Source organism: Pseudomonas sp. 22085 (genome assembly GCF_052045815.1).
Classification (GTDB): Bacteria; Pseudomonadota; Gammaproteobacteria; order Pseudomonadales; family Pseudomonadaceae; genus Aquipseudomonas; species Aquipseudomonas glycinae.
The window spans coordinates 178,015-203,454 of the sequence record NZ_JBQEQA010000002.1 but is presented as its reverse complement, the minus strand read 5'-3'; the positions used below and the strand labels follow the sequence as shown (position 1 = coordinate 203,454).

Sequence of the window (25,440 nt, the reverse complement as noted above, 5' to 3'; positions counted from 1 at the left end):
TGTTTTCAAGAGATCGTTTGAAGATTTTTTTCAGGCGGCTTCGGCGACCGGCAAACCCAGCAAACGCGAGACCTGATCCGGCTCGGTCTCCCGGCGCAGCACGGTGAAAAGCTCGACGGCTTCGGGATAATTGCGGGTCAGCATGGCCAGCCATTGCTTCAAACGGCCCGGCGATTGGCGCGCGGTCATTTGCGCTTTGGCTTGCAGCCAGAAGTCCTGAATCAGTGGCATCAGCTCGGCCCAGGTCATCTCGACGACGTCCTCGCCTGCACGGGCGGCGGCGATCTGACGGGCCAGGTCCGGGCGCGACACCAGACCGCGACCGAGCATGATGTCTTCGACGCCGCTGATTTCCCGGCAGCGTTGCCAGTCCTCGACGCTCCAGATGTCGCCGTTGGCAAATACCGGCACCTTGACCACATCTTGTACGCGCGGGATCCACTCCCAATGGGCCGGTGGCTTATAGCCGTCGACCTTGGTCCGGGCGTGAACCACGATGTGCTCGGCACCGCCCTCGGCCAGCGCCGTGGCGCAGACCAGCGAGCCGTCCGGGCTGTCGAAACCCAGGCGCATCTTGGCGGTAACCGGAATGTGTGCGGGTACGGCGCGACGCACGTGTTCGACAATCTGGTTGAGCAGTTCCGGCTCCTTGAGCAGTACCGCACCGCCACGGGACTTGTTGACGGTCTTGGCCGGGCAACCGAAGTTCAGGTCGATCACTTCGGAGCCCAGCTCGCAGGCCAGCGCCGCGTTTTCCGCCAGGCACACCGGATCGGAACCCAGCAACTGCACGCGCAGTGGCACGCCGGACGCCGTGCGCGCACCGTTGAGCAGTTCAGGGCCGAACTTGTGGAAATAGGCCGGAGTCAGCAACTGGTCGTTGACCCGGATGAATTCGGTCACGCACCAATCAATACCGCCGACACGGGTCAGGACATCGCGCAGGATGTCGTCGACCAACCCTTCCATCGGCGCCAGAGCAATTTGCATGGGAAACACACACTCAAGGAAAAACGTGCGGCAGTTTACTGGGTTTCGCGGGTTAAACCCATGTCCGCCGTCTGTATGGCCGGGCCATAGCCTTCGATGAATTCGGCGGGCATGCGCTTGGGCCGGCCGGTGGACAGCTCAATGCAGACGAAGGTGGTCTGGGCGCGCAGCAGCGTGGCGTTGTCGCTGGGGCGGATCAGTTGGAAGTGACGGGTCATTTTCAGGCGCTGGTCCCAATCAACGATCCAGGTCGCCAATTGCAGCTCGTCGCCTTCGTAGGCGGCGGCCAGGTAATCGATTTCGTGGCGTACAACGGCCATTGCCCGATCCAGCCGCCGGTACTCGACCAGATCCAGGCCCAGGCGCTGTGAGTGGCGCCAGGCGCAGCGCTCGAGCCAGGTCACATAGACCGCGTTGTTGGCGTGGCCCAGCCCGTCGATGTCCTCGGCGCCCACTTGCAGATCAATGGTAAACGGCGTTGCCCGATCCCAGCCCATGCCCTACTCCCGGTCAAATGATTCAACCGGGGCAGTGTAACGGATGACTAGGCCGATTGCCGCGCCTGAAGGCTGCGCCCGGCCAGCAGTGATAACACGCCATCAATCACCCGAGGGTCGGCCAGTACGCGTTGATGGCCGCCGGCCTCCAGGCGCAGCAAGCGACTGTCGAACCAGGATTCGTGGATCAATTGGGATTCCTTGACCGAAACGAAGGTGTCGTCCTCGGCATGCACGATCAGGCCTGGCATATCCAGTTGATAGTGGGCGACATCGAGGGTGGCGGCGCGCATGCCGACGTCCTGTTCAACCTCGCGAATGAACGCGGAACGAGCTCTGGGCGGCATGCCGACGTAGCGGGCAAATCCGCGCAACACCCCGAAAATTCGCGCTGGAGCGGCGATGCTCACCAGGGTTTCGGTGCGCAAGCCCAATTGCACCGCGAGCATGGCACTGGCACCGCCCATGGAATGGCCGATGACCGCTTGCAACGGCGGCAATTCGGCCGCGGCCTCAAGCATCGCACGGGCGAACAGCACCACATTGGCTTCGCGCCCCGGCGAGCGACCGTGGGCCGGACCATCCAGCGCGACAACCGTGTAGCCCGCGTCGACCAGCGCCGTGATCAACGCGGCAAACTGGGTGGGCCGCCCTTCCCAGCCGTGCATCAGCAAGACAGTCGGGCCTTGCCCCCAACGCAGGGCCGAAAGACCGAAACGCAAGGTGATGCGTTCGGATCTCGCCAGCAGCGGCAACTCCCAATCCCGCGGTGTATTCGCGCGAGGCGTCATGAACGCCAGCCGCATTTTGCTCGCCACCAGTTTCGGTGCGAACCAGCCCAAGGTGCCATTAACGCCGCGAACCCACTTCAACGTGCTCATCGCTCTCTCCTCGGGCTTGTAGCCTTCAGGTCAACGCACCGCCGACTTGGCAGCGCGCAGCAATCGATCGGATAAATCCCCAGGGCCCAACGCCCTGGCGAGCGCCAGGCCACCCACCATCAAGGCCACGTCGGCCAACGCTTTGTCGGTGTCTTCCGGCGTTGCGGCCAACTGCGCAATCATCAATTCCAAGTGTTCGTTCAACGCGATCCGGAACGCCTCTGGCAAACGGCCCAACTCGCCGATGGAGGCTGGAATCGGGCACGCCGAATCGCTGGAATCACGATGCTTGCGCGACAGGTAGAACGCAGCCACCAGCGCGCGCCGCTCTTCACCTGTCAGCTCGCTGTCCATTTCGGCAATCAGGTCGCGACGGCGACCGAGCAATTGCTTGAACGCCTCAAGCATCATTGCGTCCTTGCTTTCGAAGTGGGCGTAGAAGCCACCGACGGTCAGGCCGGCCGCCCCCATCACTTCACCCACGCTCGGTTCAGCCGGGCCGCGCTGGATCAGTGCAGCACTGGCGGCCTTGAGAATGCGTTCGCGGGTTTGAGCTTTCTTGTCGTTCATCGTCGCCTCCGAATATTACGATAGCAATATTATTCTCATAATAATATTCCGCAAGTCACAAGCGTGACCGCTGGTCTGAAGCACAGTGTTAAGGAAAAAGAGGATTTGGCCAAACGCCAGACAAACAAAAGGGCCATTCAATAATTGAATGACCCTTATAAAATCCCGCAGAGCGGGTAATCGTGGCGTCCCCTAGGGGACTCGAACCCCTGTTACCGCCGTGAAAGGGCGGTGTCCTAGGCCACTAGACGAAGGGGACACAAACCTTCTATACAACTGATCAGCGCTGAGAACTGATCGATTCAAGGCCGGTGTGGCCAGACCTTGAACTGTAAATTGGTGGAGCTAAGCGGGATCGAACCGCTGACCTCCTGCATGCCATGCAGGCGCTCTCCCAGCTGAGCTATAGCCCCGGATTTTTCGCCTCTCGGCGGAGCGACATCTTGCAACATCGCTTCTGTAAAACTGGCGTCCCCTAGGGGACTCGAACCCCTGTTACCGCCGTGAAAGGGCGGTGTCCTAGGCCACTAGACGAAGGGGACGCAAACCCTTCTATACAACTGATCAACGCTGAGTGTTGATCGCTTCGAAGCCGGTGTGGCCAGGCTTCGAAGTGTAAATTGGTGGAGCTAGACGGGATCGAACCGTCGACCTCTTGCATGCCATGCAAGCGCTCTCCCAGCTGAGCTATAGCCCCTCATCGTTGATGTCATCGCTGAGGACGGGGCGAATCTTAAGGGCGTATCGAAAGGCTGTCAAACTTATTTTTGAAAAATTTCAAAATTTTTTGTCGGCATTACAATCACTTACCGCCCTCCCCCCGTAAATTCGGGGGAAAACACCGAAGGACAGGATCAAAAGATCCTGACCTTCGGCGCGTCCTGCAGAGTCAAACGCAATCAGGCGATGGCGCCCAACAGCTTTTCCCACTCTTTGTTTTCTTTCTTCGACACGCCGCCCAGCAGGTCAATCGCCTGGCGCAGACGGAAACGGGTCAGGTCAGGCCCGAGGATTTCCATTGCATCGAGCACCGACACCGAACTCGCCTGCCCGGTAATCGCGGCAAACATCAGCGGCATCGCGTCACGCAGCTTCAGCTCAAGGGATTCAACCACCGCCTGAATCGTTGCGGTGATGCTGTCCTTCTCCCACTGACGCAGGCTTTCCAGCTTCCACAGGATCAATTGCATCAACTGACGAACCTGATCGCCCGAGAGCTTTTTCGATTCGAACAGCTTGGCATCCGGGTTCACGCCACCGGCAAAGAAGAACCCGGCCAGCGGTGCAACCTGGCTGAAGGTTTCGACACGGCCCTGAACATGCGGCGCGATCTTCATCATGTACTCGGAGTTGAACGCCCACTTCTGTACCCGCGCGGCGAACTCTTCCACCGGCAGATCACGCAACCACTGGCCGTTGAGCCACGACAGTTTCTCGATATCGAAAATCGGACCGCCCAGCGACACGCGCTTGAGGTCGAAGTTGTCGACCATTTCCTGCAGCGAGAACTTCTCGCGCTCGTCCGGCATCGACCAGCCCATGCGGCCCAGGTAGTTAAGCATCGCCTCAGGCATGAAACCCATGCGCTCGTAGAACGTCACCGAAGTCGGGTTCTTGCGCTTGGACAGCTTGCTCTTGTCCGGGTTACGCAGCAGCGGCATGTAGCACAGCTCCGGTTGTTCCCAGCCGAAATACTCGTAAAGCAGGATCAGTTTCGGCGCCGACGGCAACCATTCTTCGCCGCGCAGCACGTGAGTGATGCCCATCAGGTGATCGTCGACCACGTTGGCCAGGAAGTACGTCGGCAGGCCGTCGGTCTTCATCAGCACTTGCATGTCCATGCGATCCCACGGGATCTCGACGTCGCCACGCAGCATGTCCGGCACCACGCAGACGCCTTCGCTCGGCACCTTCATGCGGATCACGTGGGGTTCACCGGCAGCCAGGCGCCGGGCGACTTCTTCCTTGGACAGCAACAGTGCACGGCCGTCGTAACGCGGGGTTTCGCCGCGCGCCATTTGCTCGGCGCGCATCTGGTCCAGCTCTTCAGCGGTGCAGAAGCACGGGAAAGCATGGCCCATGTCGACCAGTTGCTGGCAATACTTCTGATAGATATCGCCGCGCTCACTTTGACGGTAAGGACCGTGCGGACCGCCAACGTCCGGGCCTTCGCTCCAGTCGATACCCAGCCAGCGCAGGGCATCGAAAATCTGCTGTTCGGACTCGCGGGTCGAACGCAACTGATCGGTGTCTTCGATCCGCAGGATGAACTCACCGCCATGCTGCTTGGCAAAGCAGTAGTTGAACAGTGCGATGTAAGCGGTACCTACGTGGGGATCCCCGGTAGGCGATGGCGCGATGCGAGTGCGGACGGTGGTCATGGCATGTCTCGAAAAGAATGAAAAGCAAAGAACGATCAAGCGGCGAATGGTAACAGGCGACACCCGCCCCGCTCCAGCGGGCAGGGCATTTAAGCCAAGTTTGCGCCTGGAACGCCCGTTGGCCGTGGTGAATGGCCGAATATCAACAGACGGCATTTACCGTTCATCGGCTGTATGCCAGATTCGCCTGCTGATAACTTTCCTTACAATTCCTCGACTACAGTTTGCCCATGCCTGCCCAACTCAAGCGTCGCCTGTTCATTTTCCTGCTGCTGGTCCTGCTGATTGCCGGGGGCTTTTTCGCCCATTGGTTTTTCAAGGGACGCTTTTATGAAAGCACCGACAACGCCTATGTCCAGGGTGAAATCACCCGCGTGTCGAGCCAGTTGAGCGCACGCATCGACGAAGTCCTGGTGCAGGACAACCAGCATGTGGAAAAGGGCCAGTTGCTGATCCGTCTCGAACCGAATGATTTCCGCCTCGCCGTCGATCGTGCCAATGCCGCCCTCGCCACACGCGAAGCCGAGCGCCTGCAAGCCCAAAGCAAACTGACCCAGCAAGCCAGCCTGATCGCCGCCAGCGATGCACAAGTGGCAACCACACAAGCCACCCTTGGGCGCTCGCAGATGGACTTGTCGCGGGCAGAAACCCTGCGCAAACCCGGCTACGTCTCCGAGGAGCGGGTCACCACCCTCTCCGCCGACGCCCATATCGCCCGCTCGCAGGTGGCCAAGGCCCAGGCCGATGCCCAGAGCCAGCGCCAGCAAGTCAACGCACTGACGGCCGAAATCAAACGCCTCGACGCGCAGATCGCCAACGCCCGCGCCGACCTCGCCCAGGCCGAACTGAACCTGACCCGCAGCGAAATCCACGCGCCGATCAGCGGCCTGATCGGCCAGCGTGCCGCGCGTAATGGTCAAGTGGTGCAGGCCGGTGCGTACCTGCTGTCGATCGTTCCGGACGAAGACATCTGGGTGCAGGCCAACTTCAAGGAAACCCAGATCGGCCACATGCAGCCAGGCCAGAAGGCCGAGCTGATTTTCGACGCCTATGGTGATACGCCGATAGAAGCCCGGGTCGACAGTCTGTTCGCCGCCTCTGGCGCGCAGTTCAGCCTGTTGCCGCCGGACAACGCCACCGGCAACTTCACCAAGGTGGTACAGCGGATTCCGGTCAAACTGACCTTCAAGGCCGATAACCCGTTGCGCGGCAAGATCCGTCCGGGCATGTCGGTCACCGCCACCGTGAATATCAAAGACGCCCCGGACAATGGCCGGTGATCAACTGATCCGCCCGGTCGGCGAACCGACCCGGCGGGACTGGATTGCGGTGATGAGCGTGATGCTCGGCGCCTTCATGGCGGTGCTCGACATCCAGATCACCAACTCCTCGCTCAAGGATATTCAGGGCGCCCTGTCGGCGACGCTGGAAGAAGGCTCATGGATTTCGACGTCTTATCTGGTGGCGGAAATCATCATGATTCCGCTGACCGCCTGGCTGGTGCAGTTGCTGTCGGCACGGCGGCTGGCGGTGTGGGTGTCGCTGGGGTTTCTGATTTCTTCGCTGTTGTGCTCGATGGCCTGGAGTCTGGAGAGCATGATCGTGTTTCGCGCGATGCAGGGCTTCACCGGCGGCGCGCTGATCCCGCTGGCCTTCACCCTGACCCTGATCAAACTCCCCGAACACCACCGTGCCAAAGGCATGGCGATGTTTGCCATGACCGCCACCTTCGCCCCGTCCATCGGCCCGACCCTCGGCGGCTGGCTCACGGAAAATTGGGGCTGGGAGTACATCTTCTATATCAACATCCCGCCGGGGCTGATCATGATCGCCGGGCTGATGTACGGTCTGGAGAAGAAAGAAGCGCACTGGGAGCTGCTGAAAAGCACCGATTACACCGGTATTCTCACCCTGGGTGTCGGCCTCGGTTGCCTGCAGGTTTTCCTTGAGGAAGGCCATCGCAAGGACTGGCTGGAATCGAGCCTGATCGTGACGCTGGGCAGCATCGCCCTGCTGAGCCTGATCACTTTCGTCATCGTGCAGATTTCCAAGCCCAACCCGCTGATCAACCTCGGCATCCTGCGCAATCGCAACTTCGGGCTGTCGAGTATTTCCAGCCTCGGCATGGGCGTTGGGCTGTACGGTTCGATCTATCTGCTGCCGCTGTACCTGGCGCAGATCCAGAACTACAACGCCCTGCAGATCGGCGAAGTGATCATGTGGATGGGCGTGCCGCAGCTGTTTCTGATTCCGCTGGTGCCGAAACTGATGAAATTCGTCTCGCCGAAATGGCTGTGCACAATCGGTTTCGGGCTGTTCGGGCTGGCGAGTTTTTCATCCGGGGTGCTCAACCCGGATTTCGCCGGGCCGCAGTTCAACCAGATCCAGATCATCCGTGCCTTGGGTCAGCCGCTGATCATGGTGACCATTTCGCTGATCGCCACGGCGTACATCCTGCCGCAAGACGCGGGCTCAGCATCGAGCCTGTTCAACATTTTGCGCAACCTCGGCGGCGCCATCGGCATCGCCCTGCTCGCTACTTTGCTGGATGCGCGCACCAAGACCTATTTCGATTATTTGCGTGAAGCGGTGGTGCCGACCAATCCGCAGGTGGCCGAACGCCTGGCGTCGCTGACCGATCGTTTCGGCAGTGACACGGCGGCGTTGGGCAAGTTGAGCGAGATCGTGCATCAGCAGGCGCTGATCATGGCCTACAACGATGCGTTTCATTTTGTCGGGATTGCGCTGGGGATCAGCATGTTGGCGATTTTGCTGACCAAGAAATTGCCCGCCGGACTGAAGGCCGGCGAGGCACATTAACCTTGAGCGGACGCAGAGCGTCCTGGGCTGCACTCCCACGCAGAGCGTGGGAACGATCCGTTAAACGGCCAACAGCCGCTCACGCAGCTTGGCGATTTCGTCGCGCATCTGTGCTGCCGCTTCGAATTCCAGATCGCGGGCCAGCTGGTACATCTTCTCTTCCAGTTGGCGAATGCGCTTGGTGATCTCGCTCGGCGAGCGCAGTTCGGCTTCGTACTTGGCGTTCTCTTCGGCGGCCTTGGCCATGCCTTTGCGCTTCTTGCTGCGCGAACCGGGCACGGTGGCGCCTTCCATGATGTCGGCGACGTCCTTGAACACGCCCTTCGGCGTGATGCCGTTGGCCAGGTTGAAGGCGATCTGCTTTTCGCGACGGCGCTCGGTTTCGCCGATGGCGCGCTCCATCGAACCGGTGATGCGATCGGCGTAGAGAATCGCCCGGCCATTGAGGTTACGCGCCGCCCGGCCGATGGTCTGGATCAGCGAACGCTCGGAACGCAGGAAGCCTTCCTTGTCCGCGTCGAGAATCGCCACCAGCGACACTTCCGGCATGTCCAGACCTTCACGCAGCAGGTTGATCCCCACCAGCACATCGAACGTGCCCAAACGCAGGTCGCGGATGATTTCGACCCGCTCGACGGTGTCGATGTCCGAGTGCAGATAACGCACGCGTACGCCGTGATCGGCCAGGTAATCGGTCAGGTCTTCGGCCATGCGCTTGGTCAGCGTGGTAACCAGCACCCGCTCCTCCAGCGCCACACGCTTGGTGATTTCCGACAATAGATCGTCGACCTGAGTCAGCGCCGGGCGTACTTCAACCTGCGGGTCGACCAGACCGGTCGGGCGCACCACTTGCTCGATCACCCGACCTGCGTGTTCGGCTTCATAATTGCCGGGCGTGGCCGAGACGAAAATCGTCTGGGGGCTCACCCCTTCCCACTCGTCGAAGCGCATCGGCCGGTTGTCCAGCGCCGACGGCAGGCGGAAGCCGTACTCCACGAGAGTTTCCTTACGCGAGCGGTCGCCCTTATACATCGCGCCGACTTGCGGCACGCTGACGTGGGATTCGTCGATCACCAGCAACGCATCGGCCGGCAGGTAATCGTAGAGCGTCGGCGGCGCCGCACCGGCGGGACGACCCGACAGGTAGCGCGAGTAGTTTTCGATGCCGTTGCAGTAGCCGAGTTCGAGGATCATCTCCAGGTCGAACCGGGTGCGCTGCTCCAGACGCTGGGCTTCCACCAGTTTGTTGTTGTTGCGCAGGTATTCCAGGCGCTCCTGCAACTCGACCTTGATCCCCTCGATGGCGTCGAGCAGGGTTTCCCGGGGCGTCACGTAGTGGCTCTTCGGGTAGAACGTGAAGCGCGGCAGCTTGCGGATGACTTCGCCGGTCAGCGGGTCGAACGCAGAAATGCTCTCCACCTCGTCATCGAACAGCTCGATGCGGATTGCTTCGAGGTCGGATTCCGCCGGGTAGATGTCGATCACATCGCCGCGCACACGGAAGGTCGCACGGGCGAAATCCATGTCATTGCGGGTGTATTGCAGGTCGGCCAGGCGCCGCACCAGCGCACGCTGGTCGAGCTTGTCGCCGCGATCGACGTGCAAGACCATTTTCAAATAGGTTTCCGGGCTGCCCAGACCGTAGATGCACGACACCGTGGTGACGATGATCGCGTCCTTGCGCTCGAGCAATGCCTTGGTCGCCGACAGCCGCATCTGCTCGATATGGTCGTTGATCGACGCATCCTTCTCGATGAAGGTGTCGGACGACGGCACATAGGCTTCGGGCTGGTAGTAGTCGTAGTAGGAAACGAAGTACTCGACGGCGTTGTTCGGGAAGAACGACTTGAACTCGCCGTACAACTGCGCGGCCAGGGTCTTGTTCGGCGCCAGCACCAGCGTCGGACGCTGCACCTGGGCGATCACGTTGGCGATGCTGAAGGTCTTGCCCGACCCGGTAACCCCGAGCAATGTCTGGTGCGACAACCCGGCTTCGATGCCTTCGACCATCTGGCGAATGGCTTCGGGTTGATCGCCGGCGGGGTCGAAACGGGTGACGAGCTGGAATTCAGACATAAACACCTCTGGAATCGCGACGCTGCGGACAAACCGCAGCACCACGAGAATGACCGCAAACGACCGATGTCGCGCAAGGAAAAACGAAGATTGTGCTGAATGTGGAGCCGATTGCCTCGCCTTTCAAGGCAAACGTCCTACATCCGGTAAAGTCTCTGACAGGTTCATTCGACTAACGGTCGAGAAATAATCGGAAAAACTTACCTTAAAAGCCGAATCGCCTGTCGCCATTGATCGATGATGGCCTCTATACTAGCTCCCCGTTTGTGCACCGCTCTAGTGCATTCGGCTGGAGCGCCACACGTCCCTCCACTCTCCAATAGAGCTGCCGTAAAAATGAGCCTGTTCTCCGCTGTCGAAATGGCACCCCGCGATCCAATCCTGGGCCTCAACGAAGCATTCAACGCCGATACCCGGACCAACAAGGTCAACCTCGGGGTGGGTGTGTACTGCAACGAAGAGGGGCGAATTCCACTCCTGCGCGCCGTCATCGAAGCCGAAACCCTTCGCGCCGCTCAGCACGCCTCCCGTGGCTACCTGCCGATCGACGGCATCGCGGCCTACGACCAGGCCGTGCAAAAGCTGCTGTTCGGCAATGATTCGCCACTGCTGGCAGCCGGCCGCGTTGTCACCACTCAAGCCGTCGGCGGTACCGGCGCACTGAAAATCGGTGCCGACTTCCTCAAGCAACTGCTGCCCAATGCCGTCGTGGCGATCAGCGACCCGAGCTGGGAAAACCACCGCGCGCTGTTCGAAACCGCCGGTTTCCCGGTGCAGAACTACCGCTACTACGACGCCGCCACCCACGACGTGAACCGTGCCGGCCTGCTGGAAGACCTCAATGCCCTGCCGAACGGCTCGATCGTTGTGCTGCACGCTTGCTGCCACAACCCGACCGGCGTCGACCTGAGCCCGGCGGACTGGAACAACGTGCTGGAAGCGGTCAAGGCCAAAGGTCACGTGCCGTTCCTCGACATGGCTTACCAGGGTTTCGGTGACGGCATCGCCGAAGACGCCGCTGCCGTGCGTCTGTTCGCTGAATCCGGTCTGACCTTCTTCGTATCGAGCTCGTTCTCCAAGTCGTTCTCGTTGTACGGCGAGCGCGTCGGTGCACTGTCGATCATCAGCGAATCGAAAGAAGAAAGCGCCCGCGTCCTGTCGCAAGTCAAACGCGTGATCCGCACCAACTACTCTAACCCGCCGACCCACGGTGCAAGCATCGTTGCCGCTGTGCTGAACAGCCCGGAACTGCGTGCTCAGTGGGAAGCCGAACTGGCTGAAATGCGCCTGCGCATTCGCGGCATGCGCGAGCAGATGGTTGCTCTGCTGGCGAAGAAAGCCCCGCAGCGTGACTTCAGCTTCGTCGGTCGCCAGCGCGGCATGTTCTCCTACTCCGGCCTGACCACCGAACAGGTTCACCGCCTGTGCAACGAGTTCGGCATCTACGCCCTGGACACCGGCCGCATCTGCGTCGCCGCGCTGAACCAGAGCAACATCGAAGCCGTGACGGACGCCATCGTTCAGGTCATCTGATCCGGCGTGGCAATGAAAACGGGAGGCTTTCGGGCTTCCCGTTTTTTATTTGTCTGAAGAAAACCCGCCATACCCTCTAGACTGCACACAGACGATATTTCAGAGAGACAACATGAAAAACGATGACCTGCGCGCCGACCGCGACGATCTGGATGACTTCATCCCCCGCGCTCCGGCCAAGCGCGGCAACAACCTGGTGCTGCAAGTCGCGGCCGGGGTGTTTCTCGGTGGGCTGGCGCTGTGGCTGGTGCAACTGGGCGCAACGATGCTGTACGCCAAACTGATGCTCGGCACCTTCACCTTCGGCGGCTAAACCAGTTCTGTTGCACGCTGAGTCGCCGCATCGTCATAAACGACGTAGAGCGATTCGGCGATCTGGCTCTTGATGGCCTTGGTGCTTTCCAGGCCGAGGACAAAACCTTCGGCCTTGCCGCCTGCGCGGTTCAGCTCTTCAGCCGTGGCGGCCTGGGTGATCGCGTCGAAGAGTTTTTCGGCGTGCGGGCCGACGCCTTTGGGCAGGCTGATTTGTGCGGTGCTCATGCGAACACCTCGACAGGACAATGGGTGAGGATGGGACTATTCATGGCGCATACCTTTTCGGCGAATGGCCGGCAGCGCGTGTGACCACTTCCGGGCGGCCATGGTAGACCTCTGCTACGGTTCTGGTAACCGCCAATCGCCGATAAACCGCCGCCCGTCCTGACCTTTCCAACAAATTTACATCTCGCGCTTGACTAGTCTTTTTAAATCAGTAACATACGCACCAATTCCGCAATAGCTCAGTTGGTAGAGCAAGTGACTGTTAATCACTGGGTCCCTGGTTCGAGTCCAGGTTGTGGAGCCAAATACAGAGCCCCTGAATCGAAAGATTCAGGGGCTTTTTAGTGGGCGCTGAAAAAAACGGCGGCATAGAAAAAGGGCCGATCAGTTTTCCATCTGATCGGCCCTTTTCATTCAACCACAACGGTCAGACGTGCTCGCTGCTCTTGGCATGTGCCTTCGGTACCCCATGACCGTGATCTGCATCCGGATCGATCACCGGCACTTCGTTGCCGTCGCAGTCATGCAGCTTGCCGTCGCTGAAGTAGTCGCCTTCACGCAACGCTGCCAGATCGCGATAACGCAGGGTCCGCTCTTCTGCTGCCGCGAACACCGACTGCTGATCCGAGTTACCCGCCGTGAAGTGGTTGAATGCCAGGTTCAGCAGGATCGCCATGATTGCCGACGAGCTGATGCCCGAATGGAAAATGGTCGCGAACCAGCTCGGGAAGTGATCGTAGAAGTTCGGCGCGGCAATCGGGATCATGCCGAAGCCGATCGAGGTGGCGACGATGATCAGGTTGACGTTGTTGCGGTAATCGACCTTGGACAGCGTGCGGATGCCGCTCGCCGCCACGGTGCCGAACAGCACGATACCGGCGCCGCCGAGTACCGAGGTCGGCACTGCCGCGATGACCCGGCCCATGAACGGCAGCAGGCCGAGGATCACCAGGAAGATACCGCCGGTCGCCACCACATAGCGGCTCTTGATCCCGGTCACCGCCACCAGCCCGACGTTCTGGGCGAAGGCGCTTTGGGTGAACGAGCCGAAGATCGGCGCAAACATGCTCGACAGCATGTCCGCCCGCAGGCCGTTGCCCAGACGCTTGGAGTCGACCTTGGTGCCGATGATTTCACCGACCGCCAGGATGTCCGCCGAGGTTTCCACCAGGGTCACCATGACCACGATGCACATCGACAGGATCGCGGCGAAGTGGAAGGTCGGCATGCCGAAATGGAACGGCGTCGGGAAGCCGAACATCGGGCCTTGGGTGACGCTTGAGAAGTCCGCCATGCCGAGGAACACCGCCAGCACAGTGCCGATCACCATGGCCAACAGGATCGACAGACGCGAGATGGTGGAGCTACCGATCTTGCTCAGCAGCAACACCAGCACCAGCGTGACCGCCGCCAGGCCGATGTTCTGCATGCTGCCGAAATCAGGGGCGTGACTGTTGCCGCCCATGGCCCAACGTGCGGCCACCGGCATCAGCGTCAGGCCGATGGTGGTGATCACGATGCCGGTGACCAGCGGCGGGAAGAACTTGGTGATTCGCGAGAACACCGGCGTGATCAGCAAGCCGATCAGCGACGCCGCAATCACCGCGCCGAGCACCGACTGGAAGCCGCCCTCCCCGCCACTGCTGACAATCGCCACCATGGTGGCAACGCCGGAAAACGACACGCCCTGCACCAGCGGCAACTGACAGCCGAAAAATGGTAAACCCAGGGTTTGCAGCAACGTGGCCAGCCCCCCCGCAAACAATGAAGCAGCAATCAACAGACCGATGTCCGCCGGCGAAAGCCCGGCGGCCTGACCGATGATCAGTGGCACCGCGACGATACCGCCATACATGGTCAGAACGTGTTGCAGGCCGTAAGCCATATTCGCGCCGACCCCGAGATTCTCGTCCTCGGGCCGTTGGTGTGAAACATGGGGCGTTTTCATGGTGGGGGAGTTCCCTGGTTTTTGTTATGCACACACTGTATGCAAGAGTCAGGACAAATGTCCATAGACTTGTATACAACTTATCAGTCACATAATGGTTAGCTAGCCACCCAACGTTCTATCCCGCTGCTTTCATCCCCCACAAATCCGGCAACACATCCCCGATCGAGTGCACGTTTTATCCGCCTGGGCTGAAGTGTTCATGGCGACCGACGGCGCGGTCGCACCCTTTTATACATATAAAGTATGCATAATGAAGTCATTCAAGATTCAGTTCGACAAAAGCAAGAATGCTGCCAACGCATTCGAGCCCAGCGAGCGATGGCAACTTTGCGCAGAGGTGATGAATGAAAGATGGATACAATTTCAGCGACGGTAAACGCGGCGACATTGCTCCCACCAAGGGTAAAACGCGCATCACCATCATGCTCGATGACGCGGTGATCGAAGCCGCGCGCGAGGTCGCTGAAAGCGAGGGGTTTGGCTATCAGACGGTCATCAACAACACCCTGCGCCACGCATTGCTTAACAGCCGTGGGGCGGCTGTTGAACTCGAAGATTCAAGCGGGCAATTCAAGCAAGGCATCACCGCCACCGACCTCAAGAGCCTTGAGAAAAAACTGTCGGCGGCCGTGAACGAGATCCGGCGAGTACTGGAACCGGACGTCAAACCGTAGCGTTCAAACTGGCTGAATCAAGCGCGCCAGAGCCTCTCGCGCACCGAGCTGGTGCGGCAGGCGCAAGCCGAATTCCCGTTCCAGCAATTCGATCAGTTCATCGACATCCGTCACTTCACGCCGCTCGCTCTCGGCGCCGATACGGTGGATCGCGAAACTGCCGTTGTTCAAGGTGCGCCGCCAGCCGTCGCCCGTACGCGCGACCATCAGGCGCTGGGCAAATGGTGAGTCCGGGTGGGTCGAGACGTACCAGTTGCCGAGGGTGTAATCGATGTCTTCCTGGCGCTGCAGATCGAACAGGTACATCGGCCGCCATTCGCCAGCGACTCTGGCCCGCAGCATGTAGCCATCGGCCTGCACTTCGATGCGATACGGTTCGTGCGGCGTGGATTGCTCGGCGTCGGTATCCAGCACCAGCGGCGCGGTCGGGACCATGCCGCCGAAGCCGACGTCGGTGATGTAGCGCACCCCGTCAATGGTCACCAGGCTCAAGCGATGGGTGCGCGCGGTCCAGCTGCCTTCGGGCTGATTCATGACCACTCGCCCGCTGATCCCCCGCGCATCGAACCCCAGCTCGAGCAGCAACGCCAGGAACAGATTGTTCAGCTCGTAGCAGTAACCGCCACGGGCGTTGTTCAGGACCTTGCGCTCAATGGAGGGCAGATCGATCAGGACGGGTTCGCCACTGAGCGTCGACAGGTTTTCGAATACAAAGGCGCCGGTATGGCGCAGTTGCAACAGGCGCAGGGTTTCAAGGGTCGGCGCCGGGGGCGCATCGAATCCCAGGCGTTGCAGGTACTGTTTCAGATTCGTCAGGCGTGGCTCGCTCATGGCTGGGTCCTTTTGCATGGGGGCGCGGATCGTTCCGCCGATGGTCGCCATGTATACGGGATCCGGGCATCGAATCGACAATTGAATTAACCAATCACCGGCTAGCGTCTTTTACGCGAATCGATGCGAATCCACGTCGGCGCGTGGTCGCTGGCATGCGGTTCGTTGCGCACCCAGGCATCCACACCGGCCTCGTGCAGATAAGGGCTCAGTGTCGGATTGAGCAGCAGATGGTCGATCCGCAGCCCGGAGTTCTTCTGCCAGTGCTGACGGAAATAGTCCCAGAACGTGTACAGCCGATCTTCGGGATACAGATGCCGCAAAGAGTCCGTCCAGCCCTGATCCAGCAGGCGCTGGTAGCACTCGCGGCTCTCCGGTTGCAACAACGCATCCTTGAGCCAGGACCGGGTGTTGTAGATATCCAGATCGGTGGGGACTACGTTGTAATCGCCGGCCAGCACCACCGGGTGGTCGCTGCTTTGTAGATCCCGGGCGTATTTGATCAGACGCTCGAACCAGGCCAGCTTGTAGTCGAACTTCGGCCCCGGTTGCGGATTGCCATTGGGCAGATACAGGCACCCCACCAACACCCCATGCACCGCCGCTTCGAGGTAGCGGCTGTGTTTATCGTCGGGATCGCCGGGCAAACCGCGCCGGCTCTCCAGCGGTTGCGCATCGCGGGCAAGAATCGCCACCCCGTTCCAAGACGCCTGACCGTGCCAGATGGCGCCGTAACCGGCGGCCTCCAGATCAGCAGCGGGAAACGCGCTGTCCAGCATCTTGAGCTCTTGCAGACAGACGATGTCCGGCTGCTCGCGCCTGAGCCATTCCAGCAGATTTGGCAGACGGGCACGCAGGCTGTTGACGTTGAACGTGGCAATGCGCATTTTTTTCATCGTCCGGGCTCCTGCCATTGACCGATAGAACCTGTGACACCGATTCCCCCGCGACGGTTGCGTTGGATCCTCCGTTTACACGCGATTGCGCAGCCATTGCAGGAAGCCTTTTTTCGGCACGACCACCGGCGTATCTTCCGTCAGGGATTGCGCCTTGTGCAGGCGGAAATCGAGCAGCGCCTTCATCGCATCGTTGATGTCGTGACGGGCATCAAGGCACGGCTTGAGATAAGACTTCTCGATGCGGTACAGCGCGCAGAAGGTCTTGGCGGAGAAGTCGGCCGGCAATGAGGTATCGGACACAATCCCCGCCTCGCCGATCACTTCGCCCGGCCCCATCCGTCCGGACTCGAACGGCGTGCCGTGGCGCTTGAGCGTCACCGAGACCACGCCGGACTCAATGATGAACAAGTGATCGCTGACCTCCCCACCCGCCAGAATCATCTCGCCGGCACGGAAGGTTTGCAGGGTCATGTTCTGGCTGAAGGTTTCTTTCTCCTCCTGACGCAGGGTGGAGAAAATCGGCGAGCTGTCGAGCAACGCCCGAGGTCGCGAGAGATTGCTCGGAACACCCGGCTCATTACTCGACAGCAGATTGACCCCGGACGCTTGCAGATGCCGGTAGGCCAGGTCGAACAGCTGATTGCGCACCACGCGCTTTTCACTCATCGAGGCGACGAACCCGCTGATTTCATATTCGGTGCCTGCACTGCTGGAGCTCTTCAGCGCAACACTCGGCGCGGGGTTCTCCAGCAGTTGGCGACAGCCCTGCATCGCGCGCTCCAGGGCATCGATCACCGAGCTCGGCCGCGCATGGGGGCTGACCTGCACGCTGACGGCAACCCCGAACATGTTGCTCGGCCGGCTGAAGTTGATGATCTTGGCCTTGGCCGCCAGCGAGTTGGGAATCACCGCCATGCTGCCCTGACTGGTTTGCAGGCGCGTGGCGCGCCAATCAATGTCGGTGACCCGGCCTTCGGTGCCGTCGATGGAAATCCAGTCATCCAGTTGATAAGGCTTGGTGGTGTTGAGCACGATCCCGGAAAACACGTCGCTCAGGGTGCTCTGCAAGGCCAGACCGACGATGATCGCCAACGCCCCGGACGTTGCCAGCACGCCTTTGACCGGCAGATCCAGCACGTAGGCCAGCGCCGCGATGATCGCAATCAGGAAGATCACCGCACCGAGCAAATCCTGCAACAACCGCCCGGTATGCCCGACCCGCTGCATCATCACCGCGCCGATCAACACCGTCAGAGTGCGCGCGCCGAACAGCCACCAACCAATCTGCAAACCGGTCGCCGCCAGATGCAACGGCACGTTGTCGGCCCACGGCGCAGGCTCCATCGGGTTGAGCCCTTCGTTGAACAACAGGATGCTGAACAGGGCGAAAATCAGCACCCGCACCAACAGTTTCCACGCGCTGCCGTGGGCGCTGATCAGACGCCACAGACCGAGATCGATCAGGATCAGGATCAAGGCGCAAAACAACGGATGATCGGTGAGCAGAGACAGCATCAAACAACTCCGACAGGGGCCAGTCGCGAGAAGATCGCACAGATTGGGCTCAGTGTAGGAGTAATTGATTTGGCGGGATGAGCGCCACTGCGCGTGCGCAAAAAAAACCGGCAGGCGCACGTGGCGCCTGCCGGTTTTTTCAGCCGTGCATCTGGCCGAAGCGACCGGACTGGAAGTCGGCGAAAGCCTGGTGGATTTCCTGCTCGGTGTTCATCACGAACGGGCCGTGACCGACGATCGGCTCGTCGATCGGCTCGCCGCTGAGCAGCAACACTACCGCGTCCTGGCTGGCTTCGAGGGTGATGCGATCGCCATCACGCTCGAACAGCGCCAGTTGCCCTTCGCGCATCGACTCCACACCGTTGATCTGTACCGAACCCTTCAACACCACCAGCGCGGTGTTGCGGCCTTCGTGCAGATCCAGCGTAAGCAGCTTGCCGGTGTTCAGGCGCAGGTCCCACACGTCGATTGGCGTAAACGTGCGGGATGGGCCCTTGTGACCGTCGAACTCACCGGCGATCAGGCGCAGGCTGCCGGCACCGTCCTTGAGCGCGATTTGCGGGATATCACTGTCCAGGATGGTCTGGTAACCCGGCGCGGCCATTTTGTCCTTGGCCGGCAGATTCACCCACAGCTGCACCATTTCCAGATTGCCGCCGGTTCGAGCGAAGTTTTCCGAGTGGAATTCTTCATGCAGGATGCCGGAAGCCGCCGTCATCCACTGCACATCGCCCGGACCGATGGTGCCGCCGCTGCCGGTGGAATCACGGTGCTGCACTTCGCCCTCGTAAACGATGGTCACGGTTTCGAAGCCACGGTGCGGATGCTGCCCCACGCCACGGCGCTCAGTGGTCGGGGTGAAATGCGCAGGCCCGGCATGATCCAGCAGCAGGAACGGGCTGATGTGCTTGCCCAGGTTGTCGTAGGAAAACAGGGTGCGCACCGGAAACCCATCGCCGACCCAGTGGCCGCGAGGGCTGGTGTAGATACCGATCAGTTTTTTCATGGTGGGCTCCGAAATCAGGTTGATCATGGGCTGATCATAAATTCGCCACGTATTTAGTACTAGTCAGCCAAAACCGTCCTCATCGTTCTATTGATGGAACGATGAGCGATCGCTGTGATTCGTGCTTTTCAGTCAACAGTACTTTGCCCCGACAGCGGTTTTTCCCAAGGAATCAGACGCGGATACTCCTGCCCATTCCCACTGCAACCCTGGAGTTCCTGCATGTCTGTTCCCGCTTTCGGTCTTGGTACGTTTCGCCTGCAAGGTCAGGTGGTCATCGATTCGGTGAGCACTGCCCTTGAACTGGGTTACCGGGTCATCGACACCGCACAGATCTACGAAAACGAGGCCGACGTCGGCGCAGCCATCGCTGGCAGCGGCATTGCCCGTGAAGAGCTGTTCATCACCAGCAAGATCTGGATCGCCAACTTCCCCAGGGATCGCCTGATCGAAAGCCTCAAGGCGAGCCTGCAAAAACTGCAGACCGACTACCTCGACCTGACGCTGATCCACTGGCCGTCGCCGGAAGATCAGGTGCCCGTCGAAGAGTTCATGGGCGCGCTGCTGGAAGCCAAACGCCTGGGTCTGACCCGGCAGATCGGCGTGTCCAACTTCACCATCGACCTGATGAAACAGGCGATTGCTGCGGTCGGCGCGGAAAATATCGCCACCAACCAGATTGAACTGCACCCTTACCTGCAAAACCGCAAGGTCGTGGAATTCGCCCAGAGTCAGGGCATTCAGATCACGTCCTACATGACCCTGGCCTACGGCGAAGTGTTGAAGGATCCGCTGATCGTGCAGATCGCCGAGCGTCTGCAAGCCACCCCGGCGCAAGTCACCCTGGCGTGGGCGATGCAATCGGGCTACGCGGTGATTCCGTCGTCGACCAAACGCGCCAACCTGCAAGGCAACCTCAGCGCCACGGCGCTGACCCTGAGCGACGCCGACATGGCGCTGATCGCCACACTGGATCGCGGCCATCGCCTGACCAGCCCCAAAGGCATCGCGCCGCAGTGGGACTGACCGATCAGGCCTGAAGCTGCTGCGCGAGGTCGCGCATGGCCACGCGCAGCGAATCGATGGCGGCCGTCAATGCCGCTGCGGGCTGATCGTCACGGCAGGCCTGCTCGAGTACCCGACACGCCGAGACCACGCGCTCGGCACCAATCATGTGCGCCCCGCCCGTGACGTGATGCGCCAGATCACGCAAGACATCACGATCAAGACCTGATGCGTCCAGACGCTGCAGGTCGAGGCGCAGACTGTTACGTACCTCCTCACGCAATTGTTCAATCAGCGGGTTGTCCGCGCCTGCCAGTTGCAACAGCGCACTCAGATCGAACTCGGCCACCGCCGACTCGTCCGGGCTCTCGACCTGCGTCTCTGCCCCGGCGGCCATCAGCGCCTGACTCAGTTCGCGCAGCAGCACCGGCTTGAACAGGCAATCGTTCATTCCGGCCGCCCGGCAGCGCTGCCTTTCTTCGATTTGCGCATTGGCGGTAAATCCGAGAATCAGGCAGGGCGCCCTGCCCGTCGCGGCTTCTTCCTGACGCACCGCGCGCGTCAGCTCATAACCATTAAGCCCCTGCATGTTGATATCAGTGATCAAAGCATCGAACGATTGCCCGCGCCACAGTGCCAGCGCGCGCTCACCGCCATCGGTATCAACGGGGCGATGGCCGAGTTCACTCAACTGCCGGCACAACAGCAGGCGATTGACCGGATGGTCGTCCACCACCAGCACGTTCAGTGAATTTGTCATTGTTACCGCAGGTGCCGCTGCGTCCTTCTGCACCCGCGGCGCCAGCACTGGCAGCTCCAGTCGCAGCATGACCTGCGTCCCCCTCTGCGGCTCGCTGGTCACCCACAAATCGCCGCCCATCATCCGGCACAGATTGCGACTGATCACCAGCCCCAGGCCGGAACCGCTCTGCGCCACAGAGTGAACGTCGCCGACCTGGACAAACGGGCGGAACAACCGCTGCTGATCGTCGCGACTGATCCCCCGACCGCTGTCTTCAATGATCACGCCCACATCAATCTGCCCGCTCTGCTCGCCGAACACGCGCAAACACAGGCTCACTTCCCCGGCATCGGTGAATTTGATTGCATTGCTCAGCAGGTTCGACAGCACTTGCTTGAAACGCAGGGGATCGATCATCACCTCGACGTTGCTGCGCTCATCGAGCTCTACGTTCCACAATAACGGCTTCTGTCGGGCCAGGCCTTCGAAAATCCGACACACCGACGCCACCACCTCGCGCAGGTTGGCGCGTTCGGGGGCCAGCGACAAATGTCCGGCCTCGATGCGGGCAATGTCGAGGATATCGCCGATCAATGCCAGCAACTGCTGCCCGGCGCTGGACGCCACTTCGATCGCCTGGCGATCGGTCACGCCTTCATCGGCACGCTTGAGAGCCAGTTCAAGCATGCCGATCAGGGCATTCATCGGTGTGCGGATTTCATGACTCATGGTCGCCAGAAACGTGCTTTTGGCACGATTGGCCTCATCGGCCGCCTCCTTGGCCTCACGTAACTGCAACAACCATTGCTGGCGCTGGCGAATCTGCCGGCGCTGAAAGGCGATCCAGCCCAATGCCAGCAACAGCAGACCGGCGGCTACGGCAAACCCGCGCAATATCTGCTCTCGATGGCGCTGCCAATAGCTGTCCTGCAGCACCACGTTACGACTCCATTTCGCGACCAGACCGTCGATTTCCTGAGGTGCAATGCCCAGCAGCGCCTTGTTCAGAATCGACTGCAGCTGCGGGGCATCGGGCGCCGTGGCCATGGCGATCCGGGCCGGTTGATCCCCCAGCGTAGAGGCTATGCGCAAGCGCTCACGGTACTGGTGATCGATCTGATAACGCGCCACCAGCAACGAGCTCAATGTCGCATCGGCCCGACCATCAAACAGCGTCCGCGTACCGTCCGCCGGGCTCGGCAATTCGATCAGGTTGATCTGCGGCACGTGTTCCAGCAGGTAATCACGCAGCGGATTGCCGCGATAGAGCGCCAGACGTTTACCCGCCATCTCTTCGAGACTGCGCGGTGCCTGCGCCTTCGACTCGGTGATCAAGACAAAGGGACTGTTGGCGTACGAGCGAGTGAACAACATTTGCGTTTCGCGCTCGCGGCTCGGTGTCATCACCGGCAACAGGTCCAGCTCACCGTTTCTGAGTTGCTCGACCTGACGATCCAGAGATTGACCGCGCACCACCTCGAATGTCAGGCCACTGCGCTGACTGATCAGGTTGAGCAATTGTGCGACCAGACCACTGAAGCGGCCATCGGTGTCGAAGAATGTCAGTGGCGCAAAATCATCGACAGCGCCGACCCGCACCACCGGGTGCTGATCCAGCCATTGTTGCTCGCTGTCACTCAGGCTCACCCGCGACTGCGCCGCTATGTCGGCTCGACCGGCGCTCCAGCGCAGTTCCATGGCCAGGCGCTGCTCCATGGGAATGGCCAGCAGGGCCTTGTCGACCAGACGTTTCAAGCGGATGTTGCTGCGAGCCAGGGCAAAGCCGAACGGGTTGGCGTCGAGGCCCGAGGGCCCGGCCAGTTGCAGGTCGTTTTGGAAATGGGTGTTGATCAGGTAGCTGGCGCTGATGAAGTCGCCGAGGTAGAGCGCATCCCGACCGAACGCGACAGCGCCGAGGGCATCGAGAATCGAGCGGTAACGCTGCAGGGAGGCATGCGGGTAAGCCTGCTCGATGGTCGAGGCTGGCAGGTAGTCGTCCACCATGGCGATTCGCTTGCCGGCCAGATCGCCAGGCAAAGGTTCGTCGAGCCGGGTCACCCACATCGGCTGATCCTCGGCGTAGGCACGGGACAATATCAAGTCCGGGTCGGCGAGTTCGAAGTTGTTCGAAGTGCCCAGCAGATCCAGATCCCCGGCCTTGAGCGCCACCATGGCGCTTTCGCGGTCCGGATAGCACCAGACCTCAACAGCGATGTTCAGCACCTGCGCGATCGCATCGGCGTAATCAGCCGTGAGACCTTCCAGTTCATGGCGCTTGCGGGTCTGCTCAAAGGGGGGGTAATCCGGCCAGGAGGCACCGATGCGCAATACCGGATGCGCGCTCAGCCACTGTCTGTCCTGCTCATCAAGGCGAACCTGCACGCCTTCCAGGCGGGTGCGGGAAACGATTTCAAGCCTTTGAGCGCCCGTCGCCGCCTGCGCTGTGCCCGCAAGCAACAGCATCAGCAGCAGGACGCATCGCAACAGGCTCTTCATGCGGATCCTCTCAGAGCAAATGATTGCGCAGGGCAAACTCTCGCAATACCACCGATGACTTGATCCCGAGCTTTAGCATCAAGCGGGTCTTGTAGGTGCTGATGGTTTTGTGACTTCGGTTCATATCCTCGGCAATCTGCTTGTTCGATATCCCTCGAGCCAGCTCCCTCAGGATGTGCAATTCGCGGTCTGACAGTGACGCGATCAGCGTGCGTTCATTACTGTGCACCTCGGGTTGCCCTGTAGTGACATTGGGCAAGTCCAGGAAATAGCTATAGCCCGCGCGGACAGCCTTGATCGCGTTCTGCAACTGCTGCAACTCGGCTGATTTGGTGACAAAGGCCATTGCACCGGCACGTCGACAGCGAACCAGATAATGAACAGGATCGGCAGAGGTAAAAACCACGACCTTGCAGAGCAACCCGGTGGCCTTTATATGCTCCAGCGTTTCCAGGCCTCCCTGGCCCGGTAACTTCAGATCGAGCACGATCAGATCCGGCCCGTGCAAACGAACCAGAGACACCACCTCGCTACTGTCTGAAGCGACGTAAATCGGACTGTAGCGGAATGACTCCAGCACCATGCGAACGGCATTTACCACCACCGGATGATCATCAACGATCAATGCTGAACCCATGACCACTCCCGGTGCGAATACATAGTGATGACGCCACCGATCTTGCATGAACGGGACTATTGATAACTGCGCTACAACTGTTGCACGGTGTGCACGCTGAATCACCTGTCAGATCTGACAGTTGCGCGCCAGACTGATCTGTGATCGGACACGCGATGGGCGCCCGAACGAAGCCTCGACCGAGGTCATCAACTGTTCGATGGCGCGGATTGAGGGCAAAGGCGCAGGGCTGGTGATGATCTTTGTCAGAAAATGCTCGGGAACACGTGAGGAATCCGCCGGCTCACCGTAGATCAGCGCACGACGGACTTGTGGATTATCGAACAGGAACCCCCGCAGATCCGCGATCCCGGTCGCCAGCTCGGCATTAATCACCAGGACATCAAACGGCTGACAGCCGTAATCGACCAGCGTCAGCAGTTCGGCAAGGCTCTGTACCGGTGCAATGCGGTAGTAATCGAGACCATTGAACAGCCGCTCGATCTTCATCCGGTGAAAATGCTGCAGATCGGCGATCAGGATGCGCAGGGTTTTGTCGGTCAACGTGAAAGTCCGGGTAGTTGCTCCAAGTGGCGGCAAGACTACCCAAGCATCGGGACACACTCTGTAGGACTTTTCCGAAAAACACAGTCATTCATCCGGATCGAATGTTTTATTCGGTCGTACTCGGACTCCAGAACGCCTGCACCACCAGCGCCGAGGTCGAGATTCGCGCCACCAGTGCGTCCAGCTCATCACCGTCCACCGAGGTGGTTGCCAGCGTCGCTTCGATCTCGATTTCATCGGCACCGAAGGCGTGCACATCGACATCGCTGGCCGGGTAATTGCTGCGTTCCAGCTCGGCCTCGAGCAAGGCGAACACGGCTTTCTGCTGCGAGCGCCGGGCAATGACATAAACGATATTGGTGACTTCTGCCGACACCACGTCCAGCGGCTGACGGTTGATGTTGTTGACGATCGGCCGCAGCAAGGTATTGGCGGCGAGCACGAACAAGGTGCCCAGCACCGCTTCGGCCAGCAGGTCGGCACCGGCACAGGCACCGACGGCTGCCGAGGTCCAGAGCGTGGCGGCGGTGTTGAGCCCGCGTACGTTGCCCTCTTCGCGCATGATCACCCCGGCACCGAGAAAACCGATGCCGGAGACCACATACGCGACCACCCGCACCGCGCCTTCGGCACCGGCGAGACGGTTGGCCATGTCGACGAAAATCGCCGCGCCGACAGCTACCAGCACGTTGGTGCGCAAGCCGGCCGTGCGTTGCCGGTATTGGCGTTCGAAGCCGATCAGGCCGCCGAGGATGAACGCTGCGCTGAGGCTGACCAAAGTGTCGAGCAATGAGGTGAGGTTGAGATTGTTGATCGCTTGCATATCGAACTCCTTGAAACCGCCCCCCTT

Annotated in this window: 22 protein-coding genes and 5 tRNA genes; 7 read left to right on the top strand and 20 right to left on the bottom strand. The window is 60.3% G+C overall.

The genetic code is table 11. The annotated features are described in order from the left end of the window. Positions 1-30: 30 nt before the first annotated feature. The 9 genes from ACTJK7_RS03145 to gltX all read right to left on the bottom strand — a co-directional run bounded on the left by ACTJK7_RS03145 (position 31) and on the right by gltX (position 5,319). Positions 31-990: a tRNA dihydrouridine synthase gene (locus tag ACTJK7_RS03145; RefSeq protein ID WP_108560695.1), complete on the bottom strand. Its 960-nt coding sequence runs from the start codon at positions 988-990 to the stop codon at positions 31-33. A gap of 35 nt (positions 991-1,025) precedes the next feature. After that, on the bottom strand, positions 1,026-1,487 hold the full coding sequence (locus ACTJK7_RS03140; protein WP_011333342.1) for an acyl-CoA thioesterase: 462 nt from the start codon (positions 1,485-1,487) through the stop codon (positions 1,026-1,028). A gap of 47 nt (positions 1,488-1,534) precedes the next feature. Next, entirely contained in the window at positions 1,535-2,368 is an 834-nt protein-coding gene (locus ACTJK7_RS03135) for an alpha/beta fold hydrolase (RefSeq protein ID WP_440780263.1), read from the bottom strand. A 30-nt stretch (positions 2,369-2,398) separates the two neighbouring features. Then, on the bottom strand, positions 2,399-2,938 hold the full coding sequence (locus ACTJK7_RS03130) for a TetR/AcrR family transcriptional regulator (RefSeq protein WP_064378827.1): 540 nt from the start codon (positions 2,936-2,938) through the stop codon (positions 2,399-2,401). Positions 2,939-3,121: 183 nt separating this feature from the next. Then, positions 3,122-3,197 (bottom strand) — tRNA-Glu (locus tag ACTJK7_RS03125). A gap of 78 nt (positions 3,198-3,275) precedes the next feature. After that, positions 3,276-3,351: transfer RNA gene (locus ACTJK7_RS03120), tRNA-Ala, on the bottom strand. Positions 3,352-3,404: 53 nt separating this feature from the next. Continuing rightward, a tRNA-Glu gene (locus ACTJK7_RS03115) sits at positions 3,405-3,480 on the bottom strand. A 79-nt stretch (positions 3,481-3,559) separates the two neighbouring features. After that, positions 3,560-3,635: transfer RNA gene (locus ACTJK7_RS03110), tRNA-Ala, on the bottom strand. A gap of 202 nt (positions 3,636-3,837) precedes the next feature. Further along, positions 3,838-5,319, bottom strand: coding sequence for a glutamate--tRNA ligase (gene gltX, locus ACTJK7_RS03105; protein WP_007956429.1), 1,482 nt, complete (start codon positions 5,317-5,319; stop codon positions 3,838-3,840). 230 nt (positions 5,320-5,549) lie between these two features. On the opposite strand from gltX, the gene ACTJK7_RS03100 reads away from it, so the two are divergent. Together ACTJK7_RS03100 and ACTJK7_RS03095 are read left to right on the top strand one after the other, a co-directional pair. Continuing rightward, positions 5,550-6,599, top strand: coding sequence for an HlyD family secretion protein (locus ACTJK7_RS03100; RefSeq protein ID WP_108560692.1), 1,050 nt, complete (start codon positions 5,550-5,552; stop codon positions 6,597-6,599). A 49-nt stretch (positions 6,600-6,648) separates the two neighbouring features. After that, on the top strand, positions 6,649-8,139 hold the full coding sequence (locus ACTJK7_RS03095; RefSeq protein ID WP_170928965.1) for an MDR family MFS transporter: 1,491 nt from the start codon (positions 6,649-6,651) through the stop codon (positions 8,137-8,139). A 60-nt stretch (positions 8,140-8,199) separates the two neighbouring features. On the opposite strand, the gene uvrB is transcribed toward ACTJK7_RS03095, so the two are convergent. Beyond that, entirely contained in the window at positions 8,200-10,215 is a 2,016-nt protein-coding gene (gene uvrB, locus ACTJK7_RS03090) for an excinuclease ABC subunit UvrB (protein WP_108560689.1), read from the bottom strand. Positions 10,216-10,551: 336 nt separating this feature from the next. Here uvrB and ACTJK7_RS03085 point away from each other — a divergent pair, with 336 nt between their 5' ends. Together ACTJK7_RS03085 and ACTJK7_RS03080 are read left to right on the top strand one after the other, a co-directional pair. Beyond that, entirely contained in the window at positions 10,552-11,748 is a 1,197-nt protein-coding gene (locus ACTJK7_RS03085; protein ID WP_440780261.1) for an amino acid aminotransferase, read from the top strand. Between the two features lie 112 nt (positions 11,749-11,860). Beyond that, complete coding sequence (locus tag ACTJK7_RS03080) at positions 11,861-12,061, top strand: hypothetical protein (protein WP_007956421.1); 201 nt, start codon at positions 11,861-11,863, stop codon at positions 12,059-12,061. On the opposite strand, the gene ACTJK7_RS03075 is transcribed toward ACTJK7_RS03080, so the two are convergent. Next, positions 12,058-12,288 carry a hypothetical protein gene (locus tag ACTJK7_RS03075; RefSeq protein ID WP_108560686.1) on the bottom strand — a complete coding sequence of 77 codons (231 nt, stop codon included), beginning with the start codon at positions 12,286-12,288 and terminating at the stop codon, positions 12,058-12,060. The genes ACTJK7_RS03080 and ACTJK7_RS03075 overlap by 4 nt on opposite strands. 228 nt (positions 12,289-12,516) lie before the next feature. On the opposite strand from ACTJK7_RS03075, the gene ACTJK7_RS03070 reads away from it, so the two are divergent. Further along, positions 12,517-12,592 (top strand) — tRNA-Asn (locus ACTJK7_RS03070). Between the two features lie 123 nt (positions 12,593-12,715). Here ACTJK7_RS03070 and ACTJK7_RS03065 read toward each other — a convergent pair. Next, on the bottom strand, positions 12,716-14,236 hold the full coding sequence (locus ACTJK7_RS03065) for a nucleobase:cation symporter-2 family protein (protein WP_108560683.1): 1,521 nt from the start codon (positions 14,234-14,236) through the stop codon (positions 12,716-12,718). A gap of 347 nt (positions 14,237-14,583) precedes the next feature. Between ACTJK7_RS03065 and ACTJK7_RS03060 the strand changes: the two genes are divergently transcribed. Continuing rightward, positions 14,584-14,913, top strand: coding sequence for a BrnA antitoxin family protein (locus ACTJK7_RS03060; RefSeq protein WP_085655211.1), 330 nt, complete (start codon positions 14,584-14,586; stop codon positions 14,911-14,913). Positions 14,914-14,916: 3 nt separating this feature from the next. On the opposite strand, the gene ACTJK7_RS03055 is transcribed toward ACTJK7_RS03060, so the two are convergent. From ACTJK7_RS03055 to ACTJK7_RS03040, 4 genes are all read right to left on the bottom strand, one after another. Further along, entirely contained in the window at positions 14,917-15,744 is an 828-nt protein-coding gene (locus ACTJK7_RS03055) for an arylamine N-acetyltransferase family protein (protein WP_108560680.1), read from the bottom strand. A gap of 101 nt (positions 15,745-15,845) precedes the next feature. Continuing rightward, positions 15,846-16,640: an exodeoxyribonuclease III gene (locus ACTJK7_RS03050; RefSeq protein WP_108560677.1), complete on the bottom strand. Its 795-nt coding sequence runs from the start codon at positions 16,638-16,640 to the stop codon at positions 15,846-15,848. Between the two features lie 75 nt (positions 16,641-16,715). Next, positions 16,716-18,158, bottom strand: a complete 1,443-nt coding sequence (locus tag ACTJK7_RS03045; RefSeq protein WP_323151388.1) for a mechanosensitive ion channel family protein — start codon at positions 18,156-18,158, stop codon at positions 16,716-16,718. Between the two features lie 139 nt (positions 18,159-18,297). After that, entirely contained in the window at positions 18,298-19,164 is an 867-nt protein-coding gene (locus ACTJK7_RS03040; RefSeq protein ID WP_108563657.1) for a pirin family protein, read from the bottom strand. 222 nt (positions 19,165-19,386) lie between these two features. Between ACTJK7_RS03040 and dkgB the strand changes: the two genes are divergently transcribed. Further along, positions 19,387-20,190 (top strand): 2,5-didehydrogluconate reductase DkgB, encoded by an 804-nt coding sequence (gene dkgB / locus ACTJK7_RS03035; RefSeq protein ID WP_323151389.1) that lies wholly within the window; start codon positions 19,387-19,389, stop codon positions 20,188-20,190. A gap of 4 nt (positions 20,191-20,194) precedes the next feature. On the opposite strand, the gene ACTJK7_RS03030 is transcribed toward dkgB, so the two are convergent. From ACTJK7_RS03030 to ACTJK7_RS03015, 4 genes are all read right to left on the bottom strand, one after another. Then, positions 20,195-23,407, bottom strand: coding sequence for an ATP-binding protein (locus ACTJK7_RS03030; RefSeq protein ID WP_108560670.1), 3,213 nt, complete (start codon positions 23,405-23,407; stop codon positions 20,195-20,197). Between the two features lie 10 nt (positions 23,408-23,417). Then, complete coding sequence (locus ACTJK7_RS03025) at positions 23,418-24,044, bottom strand: response regulator transcription factor (protein ID WP_064378816.1); 627 nt, start codon at positions 24,042-24,044, stop codon at positions 23,418-23,420. A 108-nt stretch (positions 24,045-24,152) separates the two neighbouring features. Then, entirely contained in the window at positions 24,153-24,587 is a 435-nt protein-coding gene (locus ACTJK7_RS03020; RefSeq protein WP_064378815.1) for a hypothetical protein, read from the bottom strand. 109 nt (positions 24,588-24,696) lie between these two features. After that, positions 24,697-25,413: an MgtC/SapB family protein gene (locus ACTJK7_RS03015; RefSeq protein WP_064594791.1), complete on the bottom strand. Its 717-nt coding sequence runs from the start codon at positions 25,411-25,413 to the stop codon at positions 24,697-24,699. Positions 25,414-25,440 lie beyond the last annotated feature (27 nt).